A 24,294-nucleotide genomic window follows, 5' to 3' on the forward strand; every position below is an offset into this window, starting at 1 on the left:
CCCCGTGCCACAACGGGAAGTACGGCGATATGCGCGCCATCTGGCACTCGCTCAGCAGAAACAAATCACCCATCACGGCCTCCTTCAGCAAAGACCGTGAATCACAGATCAAACCAAATTAATAGGTCCTGAGCCTAGCTGATCAAAAACTGCCGTGGCTATACATTCTGTTTGCGATAGGCGGCGGGGTTGATGCCGTGCCGGTTCAGTCGTGCATAGAGGCTGCGCCGCGGAAGCTTCAGCGCCACGGCGGCGGCCGACACATCGCCGCCCAGCCGGGCCAGCGTATCGCGCAGCAGGCCTTCCTCGAACCTGTCCATCTGCGCCGAAAGAGCCATGTCGGCTATGCCAGCCTCCGTGGGCACGCGCCCGTCCTGCCGCAGGCCGAGCGTGAGCTGCACCGCGTAATTCTGCAACTCCCGCACGTTTCCCGGCCAGTCGTGCCGCAACAGCCAGTCCAGAACTGGCGCATCGAGCACCGGCCGGGGGCGATCATGGAAGGAGGCGGCTTCGTCGAGGAAGATCGACAGGAGCACGCCCAGATCCTCGCGCCTTTCCGTGAGCGGCGGAATGCGCAGCCGCACCGTCTCCAGCCGGTAGAGCAGATCGGCGCGGAAGTGGCCTGCCGCCACCTCGGCACGCAGGTCGGCCTTGGTGGCGGCGATGATGCGCAGGTCCACCTCGCGCGGCGACACCCCGCCATTGCCGTGCAGGACGCGGTCCTGCACCACGCTGAGAAGCCGTGCCTGCAAGGCGGGCGCGAGGCTGTCGATCTCGTCGAGGAAAAGCGTGCCACGGTCGGCTTCGGCGATCTGGCCGCGATGGATGCGCGTGCCGAACAGCACTTCGTCGGCGATCTGTTCCGGCAGGGCGGCGCAATCGACGGTGACCAGCGGACGGTTGCTGCGCATGCTCCAGCGGTGGAGCTGGCGCGCCACAAGCGCCTTGCCGGTGCCGGTCTCGCCCTCGATCAGCACATCCACCTCCACCCGGGCGAGCTGTCGCATGGTGTCGCGCAGGCGCAGCATGGCGGACGACTCGCCGATCAGCGGAAAGCCTTCGCTGACCTCGGCCACCGCCTGCCGCAGGCGCCGGTTCTCCAGCACCAGCCGCCGCGTCTCCATCGCCCGGCGCACCGAGGCGATGAGGTGATCGGTGGGGAAGGGCTTGGCGATGAAGTCGAACGCACCCTGCTTCAGCGCCGACACTGCCATGGCGATGTCGCCATGCCCGGTCATCAGCACCACCGGCAGTTCCGGATCGCGCGAAAGCACCGCGCCCAGAAGCGCATGGCCATCGAAGCGCGGCATGCGCAGGTCCGTCACCACGACGGCCGGCAGCTCGTGCGGGGACTGGCCGGAAAACAGGCTTTCCAGCGCCGACTGGCCGTCGCCGAAACTCTCGATCTCCAGCCCGGCTATGGAGAAGCTGTCGGCCAGCGCGGTGCGGAATGGCAGGTCGTCGTCGACGAGAAGGATCCGCATTGCGGCGCCGGTGGTCATGCGCACCTCATGCTGATCACGAAGGCGGCGCCGCCCAGCGGCGACGGTGCGGGTTCCAGCCCGCCGCCCAGCTCGCGCATGATGTCGCGCGCGATGCCGAGCCCGAGCCCCAGCCCGCCGGAGCGTCCGGTGACGAAGGGATCAAAGATCCGGTCGGCCAGCTCCGGCGCGATGCCGGGGCCATTATCGGCAACCGTCAGATTGAGCCTGTCGCCGGCGCGCGAGACCGTGACCTCGATGCGCGGATCGGGACGCTCGGCCAGCGCATCCAGTGCATTCTGCAGGACATTGACCAGAACCTGCTCCAGCCGGATACGGTTGGCCAGCACGGCCGGCTGACCATGTTCGGCCAGCGACGGCGCAAGTGACGGGCCCAGAGGCGAGGCAATCGACGCGGCGAGCGATGGGGGCAGCGACAGCTCGACGCCGAGCTTGCGGATCCGGTCGCCGACCAGGAGCAGGGCGCCGGCCGTCACCTCGTCCAGCGAAACGGACGTCACCTCGCCACCGCCTCCGCGCGCGAACTGGCGCATTTCCTGCGTGATCGCCCCGATGCGCGCCGTCAGCTCCACCGCGGAATCGAGGCCGGCGCCGACCCGGTCGAGCCGCCCGGCCTGAAGATGGTGGCGGGCGTTTTCCGCCAGCGTGCGGATGGTGGCGACCGGCTGGTTGATCTCGTGCACCAGACCCGCCGTGATGGTTCCCAGCGAAGCGAGGCGATTGGCCTGCGCCAGCTCCTCGCGTGCATCGCGGTAGCGCCGGTCGGCCCGCTCGCGCTCGGCCATCTGCTCTTCCAGCGCCAGCGTGCGCTCGGTGACGGCCTCTTCAAGCGTGCGCCTGTAGGCGGCAGCGCGCGCCGCGCGGGTGAACCACCACCACATGGCCGTGCCCAGCGCCATCAGCCCGGCGAAGGCCGGCAGGGCCAGCACCCACGCCCGCCCGCGCGCGGCGGCAAGCCCCGGCGCGGAATCCAGCATCTGCAACAGCCGCAACCGGGTGCCGGGTATCGGCAGTTCGGCAACGATCAGCCTTTCGCCATCCGGCCCGCGCGCCTCGCCGGTTCCCGGCCAGTCGAGTTCGGCCACCTCCAGCGTCGCATCGGGATAGAGCCGGCTTTCCGCGACCCTCGCCCTTGCCTCATCCGACAGCGGCGAGAGAACCCGCATGACATCGGCAGCATCGGACGACGTCAGGATGATGCCTTCGGGATCGACCAGCAGCGCCCGCCCCGGATCGTTCGCCCACAATGCGGCCAGCGCCGCGAACTCGAACTTGACCACCACGATGCCGAGAGGGTCGGCAGCGCTTCCGATCCGCCGGGCGAAGAACAGGCCCGGTCGCCCGCTGATCGCGCCGGCGCCGTGATACTCCGCATTTCCCTTGGTCAGCGCGTCGGTGAAATAGGGCCTGAAGCTGAAATTCTCGCCGACGAAACTGTCCGGCTGGTCGTAATTGGAGGCGGAAACGACAAGCGCATCTGCATCGGTGACATAGATCACCGGCGTGCCGGTCTCCCGCGACAACAGGGCGAGTTTCCTGTCGAGCCGCCGTGCCGCGCCCTGCGCTTCATTGAAGCCGTCTGTCGCCACTCCGGCCGTGAGCGCCTCGGCAACGTCCCCATATTCGCCCAGCGCCACCGGCAGCACGCGGAAGCGGGCGAACTCGCTCTCGAACAGGCGCAGATGCTGCCGGGCGATCCGGGCCGCTTCCTCGTTCAATGCCGCAATGGCCTGATTTCGGGCAAGATCCGCCGCTACAGCCCACACGGTGGCGGCCAGCGCGGCGACAATGCCCGCCATAACAAGCCGGCGCCATATGAGCCCGCGCATTTCACCACTTTTCCGCATCAGTGCATAATATTGCACAAATGCCGGAATGGCTATGCAGATTTCTGCAAAAAATCATGCGAATCTGAATCGCTCATCCCCGAAAGTATAGCATTATCATGCGGTTGCCCTTTTCACAGGCTGCCGCTGGCCTCCTTGTGCGGCAAAGTGCATGAAAAGTGGTCATCGGCATGCCGGCCATCAGGCAGGCACCGTCGCAACAGCGCATGACCGGCTTCCGGCCTGTCAGCAGGCGCGCTCCGGCCCAGCGCCAGTACGGGCGCTGTGCGGCCGGTTTCCGGCAAGATCCAACCCGCGCAGGCGGCCATGGCCGCCACGCACGGCACAAGGAGGAGAGAGAATGGTTTCATTACCCCATGACAGCACCGTTGCAGGTGTGGCGCCCGAACGGGCAAAGCCCTCAGGGCTCGACCGCCGCAGCCGGCTGAAAGCCATCATCGGCGGTTCCACCGGCAATCTGGTCGAGTGGTTCGACTGGTATGTCTATGCCGCGTTCGCTCTGTATTTCGCCCCGCATTTCTTCCCGGCCGGAGACCAGACTGCCCAGCTGCTGTCGTCGGCGGCAGTGTTCGCCGTCGGTTTCCTCATGCGCCCGATCGGTGCGTGGATCATGGGCATCTACTCCGACCGCAAGGGCCGCAAGGCGGGGCTGGCGCTTTCGGTGACGCTGATGTGCGCGGGCTCGCTCATCATCGCGCTGACGCCGGACTACAACGCCATCGGAATTCTGGCGCCGATCCTTCTGGTGATCGCGCGGCTCATGCAGGGCCTGTCGGTCGGCGGCGAATATGGCGCCTCGGCGACCTACCTGTCGGAAATGGCGGGCAAGAGCCGTCGCGGCTTCTACTCCTCCTTCGCCTATGTCACGCTGATTTCCGGCCAGCTTCTGGCGCTGCTGGTGCTCATCGTGCTTCAGAACAGCATGACCGATGAAGCGCTTAATTCCTGGGGCTGGCGCATTCCATTCTTCATCGGCGCCTGTCTTGCCGTGGTGGTGTTCTGGCTGCGCCGTGGCCTCGACGAAACCGAGAGCTTCAAGAACGCGCAGGCCCATATTGCCCAGACAAAGGACGCACCCAAATCCGGCTTCTGGGAACTGATCAGCAAGCACCCGAAGGAAACCGCGCTGGTCATGCTGCTGACCGCCGGCGGCACGCTCGCCTTCTATGCCTATTCGATCTACATGCAGAAGTTCCTCGTCAACACCTCCGGCTTTACCAAGGCCAAGGCGTCCGAAATCAGCGCCATCACGCTGTTCGTGTTCATGTGCCTGCAGCCGGTGGCGGGCGCCCTCTCGGACCGGATCGGACGCAAGCCGCTGATGATCTTCTTCGGCGTGTGCGGCGTGCTCTTCACCTATCCGATCTTCTCCACGCTGGAGGTGACGACCGACGCCTTCACCGCCGGCCTGCTCGCCATGGCCGCTCTGGTGATCGTGACCGGCTACACCTCGATCAACGCGGTGGTGAAGGCCGAGCTGTTCCCGGCCCATATCCGCGCGCTGGGCGTCGCTCTTCCTTATGCGCTGGCCAACACGATCTTCGGCGGCACGGCCGAGTTCGTCGCCCTGCAGTTCAAGAGCTCCGGCTGGGAGCAGGGCTTTTACTGGTATGTGACGGCCATGATCGGCGTCTCATTGGTCGTCTATGTGTTCATGAGCGACACAGCCAAGAACAGCGCCATCAAGGAGGACTGACAGGCACAGAACTGAAGCTTTTCCGCCAGATCCCATCCGGGCGGAGACGCTGATCAGACAGGATATACGCAGCGCAGGTTCTCGATCGTCCAGTGAATGCCGGCCATCTATGCCCGGTTTCAAACTGATAGTCTGCGCTGCGGCATCATCACGTGCCCGACTGCTCATGACGGATGCTGCATGACAGCCGCGGCAATGAGTTTGCTCAAATGAAGAGCAGGGTTCCAGCATAACCGTTGGAACACGCACTTCCGTGCCTACACCCTCAGGCTATCTGATGGTGTCGCCGACCTGATCCCACCAGCCACGGCCCCCTGCCTTGCTGTCCGATAAGCCTTCCGTGGGAAGGCTAACACTTATTGCCAGTCGCTAATCCAGATTAATCGGCTCATCCTCCGACATCGCCTATGGTCCGGCTCCTGGAACCCTGTTGCGCAAGTCTGCAGGCAGGGTCGGGGCGGATGCTCGCGGGTGAAACGCGCAGGACGGGCGCGCGTTCACGCAAGCGGGACACAAGGCAGATGGATCAAAGGGGAGCTGGCCATGGCCGAGTGCATTTCGTGCTTTGTGATGAGTGGCGGGGTTGGGTCGCGGCTGTGGCCGCTCTCCCGGGAAGACAATCCCAAGCAATTTCACGATCTGTCCGGCGACGGCTCGATGCTGATGAAGACGGTGCGCCGGCTGCAGGCGCGCGAGGCAGGGCATACGCCCATCCACGTCATTGCCGCCGAACGCAACGCGGCGCGCATCCGCACCGATCTTGCCGGCCTCGACTATGGCAGTGGCGGCGCCATCTTCGAGCCTGTCGGTCGCAACACCGCCGCGGCTGTGGCGATCGCGGCGCTGCACACCATCAACAGCCATGGCGACGGCATCGTGCTCATCGTGCCATCGGATCACGTCATCTCGACCGATCTCGATTTCTGGGAGAGCGTCGAAGCCGGCGTTCCGGCGGCTCAGGCGGGGCAGGTAGTGGTGTTCGGCATGAAGCCGACACGTCCGGAAACCGGCTACGGCTATATCGAGGCAGGCGAGGTGTTTGCCGGGCAGGACCGGGCCGGAAACGCCTTCGACTGCCCGGGCGTTCGCCGTGTGGTGCGTTTCGTCGAAAAGCCGGATGCGGAAACGGCAGGCCGCTATGTGGCGACATCGGATTTTTTCTGGAACACCGGCATTTTCCTGTTCAGGGCAAGCATCATCCGCGCCGCGTTCCTCACGCATCATCGTGAAATCTGGCTGCAGGCAGAACACGCGCTCGACGTTGCCGCGCGTGATCTGTCGGGAACCTGGCTGCCGCTCGACGCCTATGCGCCGATACCCTCCATTTCGGTCGACTATGCGATCATGGAGCATCTGTGCAACATCGCCATGGTGCCGGCGCGCTTCCGCTGGAGCGATCTGGGCTCGTGGCAGTCGTTGCTGGAGGCCAGCCGCACCGACGAGCATGGCAATGTCGTGATCGGCGACGTCGTCGCCATAGATTGCGAGCGTTCCTATCTGCGCAGCAGTGGCAGGCTGCTGTCGGTCGTGGGGCTGAGGGACGTCGCGGTGGTGTCAACCGACGATGCCACCTTCGTGGCTCCTGTCGCTGAGAGCCAGAACGTCAGGCATGTCGTCGAGCAGCTTGAAAAATGGGGCCGGCTGGAGGTGAAGTTCACGCCCGCCCATGACCGCGTGGTGCTGCCCGGTGCATGGCGTGAGCGCGTCGCGCACTGGCTGCTCGAGGAAACGCTGCCGCGCTGGTCGAAGGCTGGCGTGGATGAACGCCATGGCGGTTTTCACGAGGCCTTCGCCTTCGATGGCACGCCGCTCGGCAAGCCGAAACGCATGCGCACCATGGCGCGGCAGGTCTATGCCTATTCCGTCGCCAGGTTACGGGGATGGGACGGACCGGCTGACGAACTGATCTCGCATGGTATGGCCTTCATGGAGCGGGGGCGCACCGAACGCGGCGGCTGGGCGCGCACCCTCAATGTCGACGGTTCCATCGCGGATCCTTGCGAGGACGCCTACGACCACGCCTGCGTGCTTCTCGCCTTCGCCTGGGCCCATCGCGCCGGAAACAGGGATGCGCTGGCGCGCGGCGAGGAAGCCATGGCCTTCGTTGAGTCCTATCTGGAGGACGAGCGGCTGACCGGGTTCCTCGAAACCTGCGACGGCACCGACCTGCGGCGCTCCAACCCGCACATGCATATGCTGGAAGCGTTTCTCGCCTGGCACGAGGTCACCGGCGAGCGCAGCTATCTGCGCCGGGCAGCGCGCATCGTCGACCTGTTCCGCACGCATTTCTTCGATGCCGAAAGCTGGACCCTCGGCGAATATTTCGACAATGAATGGAAGCCGGCACAAGGCGGGCAGGGACTGTGGACCGAGCCGGGCCACCATTTCGAGTGGGCCTCGCTTCTGGTCGATTTCGCGGCGCGCAGCAAGCAGAGCGACCTCATTCCCTATGCACGCAAGCTCTATGCTTCGGCGGTGGCCAACGGGCTGAACCGCGCCACCGGGCTGGCCTATGGAGCTGTTTCGCGCGACGGGCTGCCGCTCGACCTGATCTCGCGAAGCTGGCCGCAGACCGAGGCGATCAAGGCGGCCATCGCGCTCGACCGCGCCGATGGGCCTGACCTGAAGCCGGAGATCGAAGCCCGCGTCGGGCGGCTGTTCCGCTGGCACATCGACCCGGCCCCTACCGGCTTCTGGATCGACCGCATAGACGAGCGGGGCAGGGCCGTGGCCAATGAAGTGCCGGCCAGCATCTTCTACCATCTCGTGACGGCGCTGATGCAATATCTCGACAAGACCGAAGGCGTGCTCGTGCATCCGTTGCCGGTTTCCGGTCAAAGCGGGACGACGAGAGCGGCCGACGAGAGCGTCCGCGTCGTTTCCCGGGAGCCTGCACTGCGCGAGATCGCCTGATTTGATGTTCGGAAAAGGGTTCCTGCCTACCTCGATTGGCCGTGTTTTCGCAGCCGGGACGCGGCGCTAGGCTTGCAGGCGAAGGGCAGGTGAAATCAGGGGGCGCGGAGCCATGCTGGAGCGGCAATGGGCAGCGGCGACAGCCAGGGACTGGCGAGGCAGCGGCGGTTCCGCCGAGTTCGTCAACCTGTCGGACATCCTGTCTTTTTTCAGCAGGTACATCGTCTCGATCCTGCTGTGCGCGCTGGTCGGTGTCGTCGGAGCCAGTCTCTATCTGGCGACGTCCGACCGGATTTTCACCGCCCGCACCCAGATCCTGATCGAACCGAAACTACCGCAGTTCATGCAGCAGCAGATGGTCGAGGTGCATTTGTCCCTCGATACGGCCCAGATCGAAAGCCAGCTCGCGCTGCTGCGCTCGCAGAAGATCGCCATGATGGTGATCGATGAACTCGACCTCGCGCACAATCCGGCTTTCGTGGACATGGGCGGCTTGCGTCTGGGGGAAAGGCTGGAAAAACTGCGTTCGCTGATAACCGGAACGCCGTACAGGCCCGGTCCGGCAAGGGTCGACGAAGCACAGGATGAGGCTCTGACGCCGCAGCAGAAGGCGGCCGAAGTCTTCGCCGCCAATCTCGACGTCCAGCGGGTGGGCGTGTCCTATGCGATCGATATTCATTTCAAATCGCAGGATCCGGCGCTGGCCGCGCGTATCGCCAATGCCACGGCAGATGCCTTTGTCCGCGAGCAGATGGAAAACCGGGCGGCTTCCGCCCGCGAAGGTGTCGCATGGCTGGAAAAACGCATCGACGAGGCGGGTGCCCAGATGAACAAGGCGACACAGGTCGCGCAGGAGTTCCGCGCCACCTACGACTATCGCGTGGACCGGCCGGACGAAGCGCCGATCGGCGACGCGCGCGCCGATGCACCGACGCTGGAGCAACTCGAGGTCGCAGCCGAAACCTACCGCAAGATGTATGAGAGCCTTCTTGCCGCCTACACCAGCGCGGTGAACCAGCAACCCTTCCTCATCGCCAATTCGCGCGTCATCACCCCGGCGGTGCAGCCGATGGTGCAGAGCCATCCACGCAAGCGGCTCACCCTGATCTTCGGTGCCTTTGCCGGCCTCATGCTGGGGGTCGGCGTTGCCTTCGTCCGCCACAGTCTGGACCGCACCCTGCGCACGCCGCGCCAGATCGGCGAGGAGCTCGGGCTCGTCTGCACCGGCGAGCTGCCGCATTCCGGTTTGCGCAAGGCCGCTGGACTCTGCGAGGAGGTGATACGCCATCCGCATTCCCCCTTCAGCATGGGCCTGAGAGGGGCGAGGGCCGTTATCAGTCTGGCCGATTCCGGCAAGCCGAGGCTCTGCATCGGCGTGACCGCCGCACTGCCCGGCCAGGTGAAAAGCGCTGTGGCCGGCAATCTTGCCGCACTTTACGCGGCATCGGGAGTGCCGACGCTGCTGATCGATCTGGATGCGCAATCGACGCTGACGAAGGCGTTGCAGGGCCCGCTCTCCGGCTTCGACCCGAAATGCCAGACCGCCGGTGCGCATCCTCCGGGCGACGCCGCGGTTCGGACCATTCCCTCCGCGGGTTTCGACTTCATGGCGAATGAGGAGCGCGGCGCGGGAAGCCTCGCGCTGCCTGCCAACATGCAGGATCTGCTCGGAACGCTCGATCGCTACAAGGTGATCGTCGTCGACCTGCCGGCTTATGAGCACGGCGCCGACGGTCTGCTGGTCTGCCCGCTTCTCGATGGCGTCATGGTGGTGGCCGAAAGCGGCAGCACGCCGCTGGACTCGCTTGCCGATCTGGCCCGCACCCTGCGCATCGCCAACGTTCCCATATTGGGTGTTCTGCTGGCGCACAGGCGCCGCCTTGGCCGATTGCGCATGCGCCGCCGGTCCAGCGGCCGGCCGGTCCCGCGACCGGCATGATGAAGGGACCGGAATGATGAAGGGCGTGCGGCATTGGGTGATCAACGGCCGCTTCCTGGCGCAGCCCGTCACAGGCGTGCAGCGCTATGCGCGCGAGGTCGTAAAAGAGCTCGATGCCCGCATCGCGGCTGGCGATCCGCTGGTCCGTGGCCTTGACGTGGAGTTGCTGGTGCCACCGGTCATCCGGGATGAGCTGGCGCTCACGGCGATCCGCACCCGCGCCATCGGCCGCCTCGGCGGGCATGGCTGGGAGCAGGTCGAGCTTCCGATGAAGGTCAGGAACGGTCTCGTCAGCCTGTGCAACAGCGGCCCTCTTGCGACACGCAGGCAGATCCTGTGCATCCACGACCTCAACACGCGCGCCTGTCCGCAAAGCTATTCGCTGCCGTTTCGCCTGCTCTACCGCACGCTGATCCCGGCGCTTGCGGCAAGGGTCCGGCACGTCACCACGGTCTCCGGCTATTCGGCCGGGCAGCTGGTGCGCTACGGCCTGTGCGGGGCGGACAGGATTACCATCGCACCGGACGGCTACGAGCATGCGCTGCGCTGGGTGCCGCGTCATTCGATCCGCACGCATTCCACCGCCGGGGCCGGCACCATCGTGCTTCTGGGCAGCCGCGCTCCGCACAAGAACATCGATCTTGTCCTTGGAATGAGCGATCGCCTTGCGAAGGCGGGCCTGCGGGTCGCGGTGGTCGGGCTTTCGGACGGCCGCGTCTTCGGCCGGACACAGGAGCAGACCGGGGCGAATATCGGCTGGCTTGGCAGGATCGGCGACGATGAGCTTGCCGCGCTGCTCGGTGATTGCCTGTGCCTCGCCTTCCCTTCGCTCGTCGAGGGGTTCGGGCTGCCGATGCTTGAGGCGATGGCCCGGGGCTGTCCCGTGGTGGCATCGGACCGCGCCAGCCTTCCCGAGATCGGCGGCGATGCGGTGCTTTATGCGCCGCCGGACCGTGCCGACATCTGGTTCGATCGTTTCATGCAACTGGCCGGCGATGCGGGGCTGCGGCGCACGCTGACCGAGCGCGGCCGCAGGCAGGCGGAGAAATTTCGTTGGGACGAAACGGCAAAACGCTATCTGGAACTGATGGCGGGGATGGATGGGCTGGCGCCAGCCAGTGCCGGGTCGCCGGCCAGACCTTGGCTGGTCTCGGCGACGACGCGATCGAAGCTGTAGGCGCGGGCATAATGCCGGGCCGCAGCCTGTGCCGCAGCAAGCGCTGCCGGATCGCCAAGGAGGGTCGCGACGGTCCGGCGCTCCAGCGGCAGGACGCAGTTTTCATAGCCGGGCAGCAGGCCTTTCAGGGCGCCGGGGGCGGCAAAGACCGGGCGTCCCGCCGAAAGCGCCTCGATGAGCTTGATCTTGGTGCCGGTTCCTTCGACGGGGCAGATCGCGGCGCGGGCCTGCGCATAAAGGGCGGCAAGATCATCGACGAAGCCGAGCAGCTCGACCCCGTTTTGCGCGGACAACCGCCTGTCGCGGCACACGCTGCCGGCAATGGCGATCTTCAGCGGAAGGTTCCAGCCGCCATAGGCGCTCAGGAAACCGCTGATGGCATCCCCGTTCCAGCGGTTGTTGGAGCCCACGAACACGAGATCGTAGACGGGCGGCACGTCAGTTGCCGCAGCCGCGTTCCAGCTGCGCAACGACGGCGGCACGATGCGCACGCGCTCGCCTTCCAGAAGCGATTTCAGGAACTGCCCTTCGCTGTAGGAGATCGACCAGATCTCGTCGGCCTGCCCGAGATAGAACAGCTCGCGCTTGAGGACGAGCATGGAGCGCGTGTCCGGCTGCCCGGACGGGTTGTCGCCGATCAGCTCCAGTGCGGCAAGGTCATGCGTGTCGACGATCATGCGCGGGCCGGGGCTCCCGTTGAGATGGGATATGCCCCAGGGATAGCTCACAAGCGCCAGCTTCAGGTCCGGATCGCGCTGGAGCCGGTCGAATTCCGGCGTCAGCATCGGCAGCCATGTGCGCAGGGCGCGCGTCGCGGGCCAGCTACCCAGATAGGCGATGAGGCCCTTGAGCTTCTGGATGAAGGCCAGTTTCCAGTTCCAGTCATCGAGCACGAGGTCGACGCCGGGGAAACGGGCGCGGAAGGTCTCGATCCCTTTCGCGTTCCATGGCCATTGGTGATGGTTGCGATAGGAATAGACGGCCACGCGCCAGCCAAGGGCAAGCAGCATCTCGATGTCCTGACAGGCGCGCACATGGCAGCCGTCGGTCATGGTGCTGAAACAGCCTGCGAAGAAGAAGATAGCAAGATTCCGCTTCTCCACCTGTGCCTCCCGAGGCGTCTCGTTCCCGAGCATTGTGAGCGAAATCTCAATCCGAAATCATTGACGTGTCAAACGGATCGTGAGGCAATAGCCTACCGTTTCCGGATGATCCCGATATGGATGCCGGTAACTGCCGGGGGGCGATGCAATGGGTGAGGGTGGCAAGTCCGCAACGGTGTATGTCAACGGCCGTTTCCTGCGCGGCCCCATCACCGGGACCTCGCGGGTGGCCGAGGAGGTTCTGGCCTGCTGGGATGCGGCGATGCTGGCCGGCGACGAGCGCTTTGCGGGCATGTCGGTCGAGGTGCTGTGTCCGGCAAATGCGGTGCGCTCCCTGCCGCTGCGGGCGATCCCGATCCAGCGCCGGGACGTGCTTGGCGGCAAGTTCTGGGAGCCGGTCGATCTCGGCCTGATGGCGAGGAAGGGAACGCTGGTGAACTTCGCCAATGTGGCGCCGCTGTATCACCCGCGCATGCTGACCTACCTGCACGATGCGCAGATGTTCCTCTATCCGCAATCCTATCCGCGAGGGGAGTTGCGCACCCACCGGCCGCTGATGCGGCTTGCCGGGCGCCTGTCGCGCCGGGTGATCACGGTTTCGGAATTTTCCAGCCGCATGCTGCAACGCTTCGGCATCGCGCCGGCTTCGAAAATCGCCGTCATCCACAACGGGGCCGACCACATCCTGCGGGTCGGGACGGATAGTTCGGTGCTCGCAAGGTTCGGCCTGCAACCGCAAAACTATGTGCTGATGCTGGGCAGCGCATTTGCCTACAAGAATGTCGAGGTGATCTACCGCGCCTTCGCCCGGATGAGGGCAAGTCCTCTCAGGCTGGCGGTGATCGCAAGGGCGGACCTGCGCAAGGCGGTCGGCGCGGTGCAGGACGTCGGCGACAGGCTCGTCGTCGTTTCGGACGTCAGCGACGCCGATCTGCGTGCGCTCTACCGCCATGCGCTGGTGTTCGTCCAGCCGGCCCGGACCGAGGGCTTCGCGATGACCCAGCTCGAGGCGCTCAATTCGGGGGCGCCCGTCATCACCTGCCCGCTGGGCAGCATGCCGGAAGTGCTTGGGGATGACGTGGCCTACGCCGATCCGGATGCGCCCGAGGAATGGGCGCGGGCGATCCAGCGCTTCGAAAGCGATACGCGCTTTCGCGCCGGGATGATGGCGCGCGGGCAGGCGATGGCGGCCCGATACACCTGGCAAAGAACGGCCGATGCCTTGTGGCGCGAGGTCGTCCGGGTCGCCAAAGGGCTCTGACGGCGGGGTGCCGCACACCCGGCCGGACAGCCAAGCCAGCATTTTGTCGTAACCCGCCCGCTGCCCGCTTCGCCAGCTACCACTATTGAGCCGCTTGCGGGTGAGCAGCTGTTTTCGACATGCTGCCTGCATAACAACAAGCAGGCACAGGCAGGCGGCAAGGGGCGTCTTTGGCATGTCGATCAGAGAGAGATCCTACGCCGGAAGCAGCGCGCTTCCGGGGCGAGGGCGGTCGTTCCTGGACCGCAGGCGCGTTTCGGCTTCAGCTTTTCAGCAGCATCGGCCGCTGGAGACGCAGGGCACGGCGGTTTCCATACCGGCGGTCGTGCCGGGTGGCTCCCTCCATCTGTGGCAGCGCCCGCTCGGTGGCAGGTCGAAGCGGGCTATCGACGTGGCGGTTGCCGCCACGGCGCTGATGCTGGCGCTGCCGCTGATGCTGGCGATTGCCCTGCTCATTAAGCTGACCTGCAAGGGGCCTGTCGTGTTTTCCCATCCGCGGGTCGGCTTCAACGGAAGCACGTTTCGATGCTACAAATTCCGCACCATGGTGATCGATGCCGAGCAGCGCCTGCAGGCGCATCTGGCGTCCGATCCGCAGGCGGCGGAGGAATGGCGCAAGGCGCGCAAGCTGAAGCGCGATCCGCGCCTGACTGTGCTCGGCAACCTGTTGCGCAAGTCGAGCCTCGATGAACTGCCGCAGCTGTTCAATATCCTGCGCGGCGACATGAGCTGTGTCGGACCGCGTCCGATCGTTGCCGAGGAACTGCACCGCTACGGCCCGTATGTGAAGGATTATCTGCATGCCAGACCCGGCCTCACCGGCCTGTGGCAGGTCACCGGGCGTAATCTGGTGGACTATACCGGGCGGGTGCTGCTCGACGCGCACTATGTGCGCAACTGGTCGGTGCACACGGATTTGCTGATCCTCATCCGGACGGCCGGCGCAGTGATGAGGTTCGATCGGGCCTCCTGAGGCCGGATGCCCGGGGCGACGCTGGGTCAGGCTGGGGAGGGGCGGACTGGGGCGGTGCGGGCTGGAGCCGGTCGGGCTGGCGGGAAGCATGTTCAGGGACGGTTCCGGCATCTGTCCGGCGACGGCCCGTCACGGTAAGGGCGAGGCCGATCAGGTAGCATCCCTGCAATGTCAGGATCAGGTAAAGGGTTCTGGAAAGGATGAGCTTGAGAGACCAATCCAGAAGGACGCCGGTCAGGATCGAAACCATGACCACGATGAGGGTGGCGACAAGGATGACAGGCGCCAGAAAACGCGTGCCGATGAAAAGCCCTGCTGCGCCTGCCGTGATGAGTGCGAGGGTCACACCGGTCTCCTTCCCGTTGCCTGTGCACCGCGACCCGCCTGCTGCGAAGAAGAACAGACTCGTTCCCTTCTGTGAAGTCGCTTTCGGTGCCGCGCGCATCGCGGGCCGGCGCCGCATTGCGGCATGTGCGGGCTGAGCCGATGCAGCCCTCGGTCGCAGGGGTGATCGTCTGCGCGGCAATCATCGTTTTCGTACGCCTCATGGGATGGTCGATGATCGTCGCCTTCATGGCCTCGCTTGCGTTCGGGGCCACGGCCATCGGAACGCTCTCCGCGCTTGGCGGATCCTCGCCGCAGATCTACACGGTCTTCGCGGCGCTGCTCCTGACGACAGCCGTCGCGCGCAAGGGCATCTGGCGCGAACTGGCGGCGGTGTTCAGCCGTATCGGCGCAGCCTCCGTGATCGTGGTGCTGATGTTTCATGCGCTGATCGGTGCAATCCTGTTTCCAAGGCTGTTTGCGGGCCAGACCAGCGTGTTCATCGCATCGCGCAGCAGCCGGGGCGTTTACGAGACCGCACTCGGTCCGTCCTCCGCAAATGTCACCCAGACCGCCTATTTCACGCTTGGCATTCTTGTGTTCGTGGCGCTTTGCCTGCTGTTGAGGCGCCGGGAAACTCTTGTCGACGTCAGGCGGGGGTTCTTTCTCTGGTTCGGGCTGCACACGCTCATGGGCATGGTGGATCTTGCCGGCAAGATGGCGGGGGCGGGGGATGTGCTGGCCCCGATCCGCACTGCCAGCTATGCGATGCTCACCCTCACCATTGAGGGAGGCTTCTGGCGGATCGCGGGCTCCTATGCCGAGGCTTCGGCCTTCGGGGCTGTGTCGCTGGCCGGGCTGGCCTTCAGCTACACCTACTGGCGCAGGACAAATTCCCGTTTCGCGGCGGCAATCGCGGTGGCACTGTTCCTGCTGCTTCTCCTCTCCACTTCGACCACGGCCTATGTCGGGCTGGCACTGCTTGGAATTCCCGTAGCGCTGTCCCTGCTTCGTTCGCTGGCATCGGCGAAGCCCGGCCTGCAGGATGTGATGCTGGTGGTGCTGATGGCGCTGCTGTGCCTCGTGATCATGGCCGTCAGCCTCTACAATGCGCAGTTCTTCGAGCCCCTAGTGCGGCTGATCGACCAGATGGTGACCCACAAGATGTCTTCGGCTTCCGGGCAGGAGCGCGCCTACTGGAACTACAAGAGCATGCAGGCCTTCTTCGATACGAACGGGCTTGGCATCGGCCTTGGAAGCTCGCGCGCGTCGAGCTGGCCGATCGCGGTGCTGTCACAGCTTGGCGTGGTCGGCGGCACCCTGATCGCCATGCTCTTGGTAGCTCTCCTGTGGCCGCCTGGCCGCCTGCGGCAGCCCGTCGATGCCGAGGCCGATGCGATCATGGCCAGCGCGCGGGCCAGCGCCCTGGCTGCGCTGCTGGCTGCTTCGCTTGCCGGCGGCCTCGCCGATCCGGGAATGGGATTTTTCGTGCCGCTGGCCGTGGTGATGGCCTGCTCTGCCAGAATATGGGCGCTGCCGCTGCCGCGCGGACACGCATTCGACGGGTCCGGTCCACAGCTTTCGGCGCACCGATGAATGGAAGCGTCAGGACATTTTCTATCGCGCTGCGGAGCCGGTGCCGGCGATGGTGGCGGAACCCATTTCCACTGACGCGGGGTTGAGGGTCGTTTCAGGTGCATCCGCCTGACTGCCGATCGCCTTCAGATATTCCGGCGGCATCGGGATCTCCACCTTCACCGTATCGCCCGGCAGCACCGGGCTCGCCATGGTCGCGGCGATTTCGATGATGCTTCCGTCCGCAGCCGGCCGGTAGATCGTATAGATCGGTTCGGCCTGTTCCATGCTGGCGCGGCGTGCCATCAGTCTGGGTGCTGCCAGTTCCGATTCGAAGATCAGGCGCGCGGTGGTTTCGGCCTTGCGGTCGAGCGAATCCAGCTCGATCTGCGTGTCGCGCAGCGCGTTGGTGATCTCGTTGCGGCGCGTGTCCTGCATTTCGATGATCTGGATTTCGGTGCGGCTGATTTCCTGCCGGCTGCGCAGCAGGCTGGTTTCGGCGGCGAGCCGTTCGCTTTGTATTTGCGCCAGCGCGCGCTCGAGCGAGAGTTCGCGGGGAGCGGCAGCGAGCCCGCGCTCCACCAGAGAGGCTACGCTGCCCAGCTCCTTCTGCACAAGCTCCACCTGCTTGTCGAGAAACACGAGCTGCGCGCCGAGCGACGTCACTTCCTTCTCCAGAAAATCGCGGAGATTCCTCAGGGCACGCACCTGCGTCTCGATGCCTTCCCGGCGCGCCTTGAAAATCGATTCCTCCTGCTTCATCAGCAGGGCGACCTCGTCGTCGTCACGGATCGCGACAAGTTGCGGCGGAAAGTCGATGGAAGCTGCCTGCGCCAGCTCCGCCCCGAGCCGCGCCTTGCGCGCCAGCAGATTGATCTTGTTGAGCCCGATCAGCTTCGCTTCGCCCTGACCCTGTATGATCTCGCGCTCATAGCGGTCCATGCGCTCCTCGCGCAGCCGTATTCCGCCGGCGATGCCAAGCGCCTGCATCACGGTGAGGCCGGGGCGATAGGCGAACTCGCCGGACTGCGTGACCTGTCCCAGAATGTAGAAGGGGCGATATTGCACCACCTCGACGGCGGTGTCGGGCTTGCGGCCGAGCCCCATATTGCGCACCAGGCTGTCGCCTATGGCGCTGGCCAGTTCGGCGGTGGTGCGTCCGGCGGCGCTGACCTCGCCTGCCAGCGGCAGCGAGAGCGCCCCCGAGGAACTGACGATGAACACATCGTTGAGCGCCGTCCACTCAAAGACGGTGTCACGCGACGCCCGCCATTCGAACACCTTGATGCGCACCCTGTCCTGCGCGCCGAGCCGGTATTCCTCGCCCTGTGCGGGGGCCACGCCCAGCACGAGGGCGGCGCATGCCACGCAGATCGACAGGATCATGCCGGGCCGCGCCACCGCTTTGCCTGACGCACGATGCGGACGTTTCGGATGGGGGCGTGAGGGAAATGAGGTGAAGCGCATATGCCGTTCTCATCACTGAATCTGGAGGATGTATTCAGGTTCGACGCGCCCTTTCAGCAGGTGGCCGAGAGCCATGAGATTGCCGCGCAGGCGTCCGCGCCGGTCGATATGGATTTCCGGCCGGACGCTGCGCACCATATTCGCGGCGATGTTGCGCGCCATCAGCTTCAGCGCGAAGCTGGCGGGCATCGTGCCCTTGCGCAGCAGGTAGACCGGATTTACGACCTGCGAATAACCGAAGCGCAATCCGCTCATCCGTCCGCCCCTGACCGCCATGTGCACGCTGCGGATGGCTGGAAGGCAGACAATCCTGCCGCGCCGCCCGAGCTGGGTGGTGAAGTCGATGTCCTCCTGCCAGCTATAGAGCGCCAGCCGCTCGTCGAAGCGCAGGTCGCCGGTCATTGCGGTGCGGATCGTCATGTTGCCGCCTTGCGCGCCGATCTGGTCGGTCGCGTTGTCGCCGGTCTCGTCAATGACGTCCGCCGCGCGCAGCGCTGCCAGACCGTCAGCCCATGAAATTTCTCCGGTCGTCGCGCCATCCCTGATGATGTGGCCCATGACCACCGCCCAGTCGGGGTTTTGCTCAAGCGCCCGGCAGGCGCGCTCCAGATAGCATGTCGCAGGGATCAGGTCGTCGTCGAGATAGGTGATGACGTCGAAGCGGCCAAGCGCCATTTCAAGGCCGCGGTTGCGCTGCGCCGATATGCATTTGATGCCGAACACCTTGCTGACCGGAAAGCGTGTTTTTACGACGGGAACCTGCGTGTCGTCGGTGGTCGAGATGATGACTTCATCGGGAAGCTTCGTCTGTTCTCCCAGCCACACGAGAAGCCGGCCGAGAACCTCCCTGCGCCCATAGGTTGGAATGATCACAGCATGTGTGAGAGCCATCGTGCATTCCCCCTGCCGTTGCGGAGCGGCGTCTGCCGTGACGCGGTTGCCATCGATGATCCTAGTGGGCGGCAATGCAGGATGCAGCCTGCAAATAAGGCGTCAGTTGCGGCGATTGTAGCTCCATGGAGGTAGCGGCATTACGCCTTTGGGCTGTGTCCGGACCGCAGCGATCCCCCCTTCACGCCATTCGACCAGCTTGTTCCTTCACCTTGCCCCATAAGAAACTCGAACCTCATGCCCTTCGGCAGAAAGGGCGGTCAAATGGGGTGGGTTCGCAACATGCATCAGGCACGCCAGAACGGCTGGGCGCACGGTGAGCGCCTCGACCCGGGGTTGCGCGGGGCAGGGTTGGACGCGGCAGAATGGGGCAGGCTGGCCGATAGCGAACTGCCCATGCCGGCAGTGGACCGCAACGCGCGCATTGCCGTAGTTCACGACTGGTGCCCGAATTTTCGCGGTGGCGAGCGGGTGCTGGCGCGCATATGCAGCGTGTTCCCCAACGCGGAGGTGTTCACCCTGTTCGACTTCCTGCCGCGCGAGGTGAAGGAGGAGTATTTCCCCGACGTGGTCTTCCATACCTCGGTCGCCAACCGGCTGCCGCTGGTGCGCAAATATCACCGGGCGCTGTTCTTTCTCTGCCCGTTCCTCATCGAGCAGTTCGACGTCACCGGCTATGATGCCGTCATCTCGTCCTCGGCCGCCTTCTCCAGAGGCGTGCTGACCCGGCCGGACCAGCCGCATCTGTGCTATGTGCACAGCCCCATCCGCTATGCATGGGACGAGCAGTTCTCCTATCTTCAGCAGGGCCGGCTCGGTTTCGGGCCGAAGGGTCTCGCCTTTCGCTACCTGCTGCACAATCTGCGCATGTGGGACATGCGCACCGCCCACGGGCCGGACCTGATGCTGGCCAATTCGAGCTATGTGCGCTCGCGCATCCGGCGCATCTACGGACGCGAGGCCACGGTGGTCCACCCGCCGGTGCCGACCGGCGAGCTGGACTATGTTCCGGTCAAGCAGGACTATTACGTGACCGCCGCCTTCCATGCCCCCTACAAGCGGCTGGACGTGGTCATCGAAGCCTTCAACGAAATGCCGTCGCGCCGCCTGGTGGTGGTGGGCGACGAGGCGCAGTCGAAGCATCTGCGCGCGCGGGCGGCTTCCAATATCAGCTTCACCGGCTATCTGCCGCGCAGGGATTACGCGGCCCATATCGCCCATGCCCGCGCCATGGTGTTCGCCGGCTGCGAGGATTTCGGCATCGCGCTGGCCGAGGCCCAGTATTGCGGCACGCCGCTGATCGCCTTCGGCCGGGGCGGGGCCGCCGACATCGTGCGCCCGCTGGGAGAGGCCAGCGATCCGACCGGGGTGCTGTTCGCGCGCCAGACGCCCCCGAGCCTGATCGATGCGGTGGGATATTTCGAGGCCAATGAGGATGCGATCACGCCGCTGGCCTGCCACCTCAATGCCGAGCGATTTTCGGAGGCGCGGTTCGATCGCGAGATCCTGCAGGCCATGGCCTCGCTGCCGGCCATGTGCGCTTAAGGGTGCGCGGAGGCTGGTGCAGACAGCAGCGGATGCGCCGCGCGGAATTCTTCGGAGCGGATGATTTCCAGCGCCAGCTGCGCCGGCGTCAGTTCGCGGCGGGTGAGGCGGTCGAGATAGTCCGACAGGCCCTGTCCATCCGGCTCGCGGCCGAGCAGCAGCATATAGATGCCCCTGATGTAATCCGCGTTCGTCATGCGTGCGACGGGATGCGCGCGCCGGAACTCGCTGGTTTCCAGAATCTGCGCCAGCGCCTGTGCCGTGCTTTGCCCGCGCTTCAGGGCGAGGGAAACGCGCCATTGCTCGGCTGGGGCCGGCAGGCGGTGCAGTGCAAGGCAATAGAGATAGGTTGCCTGATTTGCATGGTTGGCCACCGAGATGTCGAGCGTCTTCCGGTCGCAGGTGGGGGCAGGGAGAGGGGCTGTTGCCGCAGGTTCGGCATTGACTCCCGCCGCGATGAAACCGCTGGCCGTGCTGTAGGCCAGCTTGACGCCGTCGGGCGCCCATCTGCCTTGGTCCGTCTTGCGCAGGCGCACCAGCCCCATGGTGGCCTCGAAGCTTGGCGCCCAGTAGGGCTCGTCCAGCAGTTCATAGATATGGGCGGCCTCGATGCGGTATTCGGCCTGCAGTTCGCGAAACTGGCGCATCATCTCCAGCAGCCCGTCAGCCTGATCCTGTTCGCCCTTTTCGCCGGAGCGGTTGAACTCGGTGATCCAGACCGGCTTGCCGAGCGTCCTGAGATAGTCGAGCGGCCGCTTCAGGTCGTCGCCATAGTGGTGCCAGACCGAAATGTCCCAGTCGATGCCATCCGCCTTCATGCGCGCGAAGGCTCCGGTGTGGCCCCAGCCCGCGGTGCCCATCGCTTTCCGGATGGTGGGGTCGACCGCCTCGGTGCCGTCGGAAAGGCCGCGCAGTACGGCGCTCACCTTTTTCCATCGCGGAGTGAAATAGTGCGAGGGATCGTCGCCTCCGGCGGTGCCCCATGAACAGTCATATTGCGTGCCGTCGTCGCGCATCTCGCAAGCGCTGATCAGGGCGTGGATCTCCATCTCGTTGCCGAGTTCCCATACGCGGATGTCATCCCTGAAGCGGGATACGAGCGTTGCCGCCATGGCGTAGGACTTCGCATAGAGGTCGCCGGCGGTCTCGGTATCGAGGTCGAGATCGGGCGTGATCACCGGCAGGATGTCGATGCCGCGCGCCCTGGCCTCTCTGACCAGAGCCGCCAGCCCGGAAACATGATCGAGACTGGAAACGTTGACCCGGTAGGACGTCATGCCGAGATCGCGCACATAGTCGAGCTGCTGCGCGAAGGAGATGTCGGGATAGGCCGTGAAGGGATGGCCGTTGACGCCCCATCGAAGGTCTGCGCTCCATGCGGCGCTGACGCCGAGCAGGCCGGCCAGAGCCATGCAGAGCCGGGCGTTCATTCCGCTTCGCTTCGGCCTCCATCGCCGGTGAGCACGCCTGCAAAAATTTCGGCGATGCGGGCGATTGTCTGCGCGTCCACCCTGCGCGAGGTCGGCAGGTTGATGCCGCACGCCGAAAGCTGTTCGCTGTGCGGGCATTTTCGGGCGTAGCGCCGGTAGGCCGGCATCGAGGACAGGCCGTGAAAGAAGGGCCGCAGGTCGATATTGGCCTGCCTGCATGCCTCGATGAGTTGTGGCCGCGCCTGAGCCGGCACCAGCGCGCAGGAAAACCACGTCACCGGCTCATATCTGTCCGGCATGGGTGGCGGGAAGGCGATGCCCGGCAGGTGCCCGAGTGCGGCCTCATAGCCCTCATGCACGTTGCGGCGCATTGCAAGAAAAGCGTCCATGCGCTCCAGCTGGGCGCAGCCGATGGATGCCTGCAGATTGGTCATACGGAAATTGTAGCCGGCTTCCTCGTGCCAGTAGCGGCGCTCAGGGCGCATGCCGTGATCGCGCAGCATGCGCATGCGCCGCGCGAGGTCGGCATTGCCGGTGACGCAGATGCCGCCTTCGCCGGTGGTGACGATCTTGTTGGCGAAGAAGGAGAAGCTCGCCACGTCCGAGAATGAGCCGACCGGCTGGCCTTCATAGGCCGCGCCATGGGCCTCGGCGCAATCCTCGATGACGAACAGCCCGTGCCGCAGCGCGAGGTCGCGGATCTCGGTCATCGGCGCCGGTCGGCCGAATACATGCACGGGCATCACCGCGCGCGTGCGCGGCGTGATCGCGCGCTCGATGGCCTCAGGCGTGATGCACCATGTCAGCGGATCGACATCGACAAGAACCGGCGTGGCTCCCAGATGAATGACCACATTGGCCGAGGCGGCGAAGGTCAGGTCCGGCACGATCACCTCGTCGCCGGGGCCGATGCCGAGCGCGGCCAGCGCAAGGTGCAGGGAAACCGTTCCGTTGGACGTGGCGATGCCGTGGCTCATGCCGGTGCGCGCGGCGAAGGACGATTCAAACCGGGTGATGTAGTCGCCGGTCGAGGAAATCCATGTCGAGAGAAACGCGTCCATGAGGTTGCGCAGTTCGGCATGGGAAAGATCCGGCTCGGCCACCGGCAGGAAGGTTGCATCGGGGCGTTTTTCGATGCCGACGATGCGCCGACGCTCATCCAGCACCGGCGCAACGGGCGAATCCGTATCGTCGAGGCTGCCGGGCCTGACGATCTCGCCAAGGCTGGCGTGGCCGAGATGGACGCCATCGCGCAGGGCCTGCCGCAGGTCCTGAAGCGTCAGGCGTCCGATGGCCTCGCCGTCGCCATTGGTGACGAAGACCAGCCCGTAGCCGTTATCGAGCGCGCGCTCAATGGCCGCCCACAGCCCGTCCGTGGCGGGGCAGACGAAGCCGGCCGCTCCGGCTTCGGTTTCGATGCCGGCGACATGGAGGTTCATGATACCCGTGCCGCCGATGTAAGATAATTCGAGGTCAGGTCGGGGTTGTAGAGAACCACCGATGTGCCGTCGTGCTCCATCCGGAACGGAACGAAGGTGAGGCTGGACAGCGCCGAAAGCACGGAAGCGCGCGCTTCAGGCGGCACGAACATCAAAAGGAAGCCGCCGCCGCCGGCGCCCAGCAGCTTGCCGCCCAGCGCCCCGGCACCGCGCGCGGCTTCGTAGCAGCCATCGATAGTCGGGTTGGAGACGGAGATGTCGAGCTTGCGCTTCTCCATCCATGCATGGTGCAGCAGCCGGCCGAACTCCGTCAGCGGGCAGTTCGGATCGGTCAGGATCCGCTCGCCCTCGGCCACCATGTCGTACATGGCGCGCAATTCGCGCGTACGGTCGTCGAAGCGGGCGACCTTCTTCTTCTCGATGGCGTCGGCGGAGCGGGTGAAGCCGGTGAAGAACATCATCAGCGAATCTTCCAGCAGCGCGCGCCGCGCCGGCGTGATGTTGACCGGGCGCACCCGATGGTCGCCGCCGGGGCTGAAGTCGATGCGGTTGAGCCCGCCATGGGCGGCCGCGATCTGGTCCTGGCAGCCGACGGTCTCCTTCAGCAGCTCCTGCTCCACGAAGATCGCCTCGCGGGCCAGCACATGCTTGGGGCTCAGCCGGCCGAGATTGCCGAAATAGGCGTGCAGCAGGGAGACGGTGAAGGCGGAGGAGGAGCCGAGGCCGGTCTGCGAGGGCAGGTCGGCGTTGTAGATCACCTCATAGCCGCTGTCGTCGGCCGCACCATAGTGCTTGAGCACCTCGCGCACCACCGGATGGCGGATTTCGTTCATGCAGCGCACCTCCTCCAGCATGCCCCATGCGACCCGGTAGTTGAAGTCGAACACGGCCGGCAGGCGCCGCAGCTGCACGTAGATGTACTTGTTGATGGTGGTGGAGAGCACGGCTCCCGGCTCGGGCCGGTTGAACCATGTCGGATGATCGGTGCCGCCGCCGAAGAAGGACACCCGCAAGGGACTTCTGACGATGATCATGGATATGCCCCCAATGCCAGAGATTCAGCAATCGGTCCGGCAGGCGATGGCCGTCGGGCCGTAACCAGTATTTCCAGAGGTGTTCTGCTGTGCAAACCGGGTGTTCGGCGGTCGGGCTACTCTTTTCGGGGGAGCATCCGGCCTTCGGGCGTATGCGGCGCACCTTCTTGCGGAATGG

General features: G+C 65.1%; 17 protein-coding genes. 8 read left to right on the plus strand and 9 right to left on the minus strand.

Annotated features, from left to right (window positions below; translation table 11 throughout):
- Positions 1–158 precede the first annotated feature (158 nt).
- Entirely contained in the window at positions 159–1,502 is a 1,344-nt protein-coding gene (locus tag AC5XE7_RS17730; protein WP_495367001.1) for a sigma-54-dependent transcriptional regulator, read from the minus strand.
- Entirely contained in the window at positions 1,499–3,301 is a 1,803-nt protein-coding gene (locus AC5XE7_RS17735) for a sensor histidine kinase (protein ID WP_495917913.1), read from the minus strand. The genes AC5XE7_RS17730 and AC5XE7_RS17735 overlap by 4 nt, the downstream gene beginning before the upstream one ends.
- Before the next feature lie 388 nt (positions 3,302–3,689).
- On the opposite strand from AC5XE7_RS17735, the gene AC5XE7_RS17740 reads away from it, so the two are divergent.
- The 4 genes from AC5XE7_RS17740 (at position 3,690) to AC5XE7_RS17755 (ending at position 11,074) form a co-directional block, all read left to right on the plus strand.
- A complete protein-coding gene (locus AC5XE7_RS17740; RefSeq protein WP_495367003.1) occupies positions 3,690–5,045 on the plus strand; it encodes an MFS transporter in 1,356 nt (451 codons plus the stop codon).
- A 543-nt stretch (positions 5,046–5,588) separates the two neighbouring features.
- Positions 5,589–7,958: an AGE family epimerase/isomerase gene (locus AC5XE7_RS17745; protein ID WP_495367004.1), complete on the plus strand. Its 2,370-nt coding sequence runs from the start codon at positions 5,589–5,591 to the stop codon at positions 7,956–7,958.
- A 112-nt stretch (positions 7,959–8,070) separates the two neighbouring features.
- On the plus strand, positions 8,071–9,897 hold the full coding sequence (locus AC5XE7_RS17750) for a GumC family protein (RefSeq protein ID WP_495367005.1): 1,827 nt from the start codon (positions 8,071–8,073) through the stop codon (positions 9,895–9,897).
- A 13-nt stretch (positions 9,898–9,910) separates the two neighbouring features.
- Entirely contained in the window at positions 9,911–11,074 is a 1,164-nt protein-coding gene (locus AC5XE7_RS17755) for a glycosyltransferase family 4 protein (RefSeq protein ID WP_495367006.1), read from the plus strand.
- On the opposite strand, the gene AC5XE7_RS17760 is transcribed toward AC5XE7_RS17755, so the two are convergent.
- Entirely contained in the window at positions 10,972–12,177 is a 1,206-nt protein-coding gene (locus AC5XE7_RS17760) for a glycosyltransferase (RefSeq protein WP_495367007.1), read from the minus strand. The genes AC5XE7_RS17755 and AC5XE7_RS17760 overlap by 103 nt on opposite strands.
- A gap of 148 nt (positions 12,178–12,325) precedes the next feature.
- Here AC5XE7_RS17760 and AC5XE7_RS17765 point away from each other — a divergent pair, with 148 nt between their 5' ends.
- A complete protein-coding gene (locus AC5XE7_RS17765; protein ID WP_495367008.1) occupies positions 12,326–13,438 on the plus strand; it encodes a glycosyltransferase family 4 protein in 1,113 nt (370 codons plus the stop codon).
- Between the two features lie 175 nt (positions 13,439–13,613).
- Complete coding sequence (locus tag AC5XE7_RS17770; RefSeq protein WP_495367009.1) at positions 13,614–14,411, plus strand: sugar transferase; 798 nt, start codon at positions 13,614–13,616, stop codon at positions 14,409–14,411.
- On the opposite strand, the gene AC5XE7_RS17775 is transcribed toward AC5XE7_RS17770, so the two are convergent.
- Complete coding sequence (locus tag AC5XE7_RS17775; RefSeq protein WP_495367010.1) at positions 14,365–14,757, minus strand: hypothetical protein; 393 nt, start codon at positions 14,755–14,757, stop codon at positions 14,365–14,367. The genes AC5XE7_RS17770 and AC5XE7_RS17775 overlap by 47 nt on opposite strands.
- Before the next feature lie 71 nt (positions 14,758–14,828).
- On the opposite strand from AC5XE7_RS17775, the gene AC5XE7_RS17780 reads away from it, so the two are divergent.
- The gene (locus AC5XE7_RS17780; protein ID WP_495917914.1) at positions 14,829–16,331 is read left to right on the plus strand and encodes a hypothetical protein; all 1,503 of its coding nucleotides are present in this window, start codon (positions 14,829–14,831) and stop codon (positions 16,329–16,331) included.
- A 21-nt stretch (positions 16,332–16,352) separates the two neighbouring features.
- On the opposite strand, the gene AC5XE7_RS17785 is transcribed toward AC5XE7_RS17780, so the two are convergent.
- Both AC5XE7_RS17785 and AC5XE7_RS17790 read right to left on the minus strand, forming a co-directional pair.
- Entirely contained in the window at positions 16,353–17,777 is a 1,425-nt protein-coding gene (locus AC5XE7_RS17785) for a polysaccharide biosynthesis/export family protein (protein WP_495367012.1), read from the minus strand.
- Positions 17,778–17,789: 12 nt separating this feature from the next.
- The gene (locus tag AC5XE7_RS17790; protein ID WP_495367013.1) at positions 17,790–18,668 is read right to left on the minus strand and encodes a glycosyltransferase family 2 protein; all 879 of its coding nucleotides are present in this window, start codon (positions 18,666–18,668) and stop codon (positions 17,790–17,792) included.
- Between the two features lie 282 nt (positions 18,669–18,950).
- Here AC5XE7_RS17790 and AC5XE7_RS17795 point away from each other — a divergent pair, with 282 nt between their 5' ends.
- Positions 18,951–20,213 carry a glycosyltransferase gene (locus tag AC5XE7_RS17795; RefSeq protein WP_495367014.1) on the plus strand — a complete coding sequence of 421 codons (1,263 nt, stop codon included), beginning with the start codon at positions 18,951–18,953 and terminating at the stop codon, positions 20,211–20,213.
- Here AC5XE7_RS17795 and AC5XE7_RS17800 read toward each other — a convergent pair.
- The 3 genes from AC5XE7_RS17800 to AC5XE7_RS17810 are packed head-to-tail and all read right to left on the minus strand — an operon-like array spanning position 20,210 to position 24,116.
- The gene (locus AC5XE7_RS17800; RefSeq protein WP_495367015.1) at positions 20,210–21,643 is read right to left on the minus strand and encodes a DUF4214 domain-containing protein; all 1,434 of its coding nucleotides are present in this window, start codon (positions 21,641–21,643) and stop codon (positions 20,210–20,212) included. The genes AC5XE7_RS17795 and AC5XE7_RS17800 overlap by 4 nt on opposite strands.
- Positions 21,640–23,082: an aminotransferase class I/II-fold pyridoxal phosphate-dependent enzyme gene (locus AC5XE7_RS17805; RefSeq protein ID WP_495367016.1), complete on the minus strand. Its 1,443-nt coding sequence runs from the start codon at positions 23,080–23,082 to the stop codon at positions 21,640–21,642. Before AC5XE7_RS17805 ends, AC5XE7_RS17800 begins: the two co-directional genes overlap by 4 nt.
- Positions 23,079–24,116: a GHMP family kinase ATP-binding protein gene (locus tag AC5XE7_RS17810; protein WP_495367017.1), complete on the minus strand. Its 1,038-nt coding sequence runs from the start codon at positions 24,114–24,116 to the stop codon at positions 23,079–23,081. Before AC5XE7_RS17810 ends, AC5XE7_RS17805 begins: the two co-directional genes overlap by 4 nt.
- Positions 24,117–24,294: the final 178 nt, after the last annotated feature.

This window comes from Aquamicrobium sp. YD-1-mutant5 (assembly GCF_059509755.1).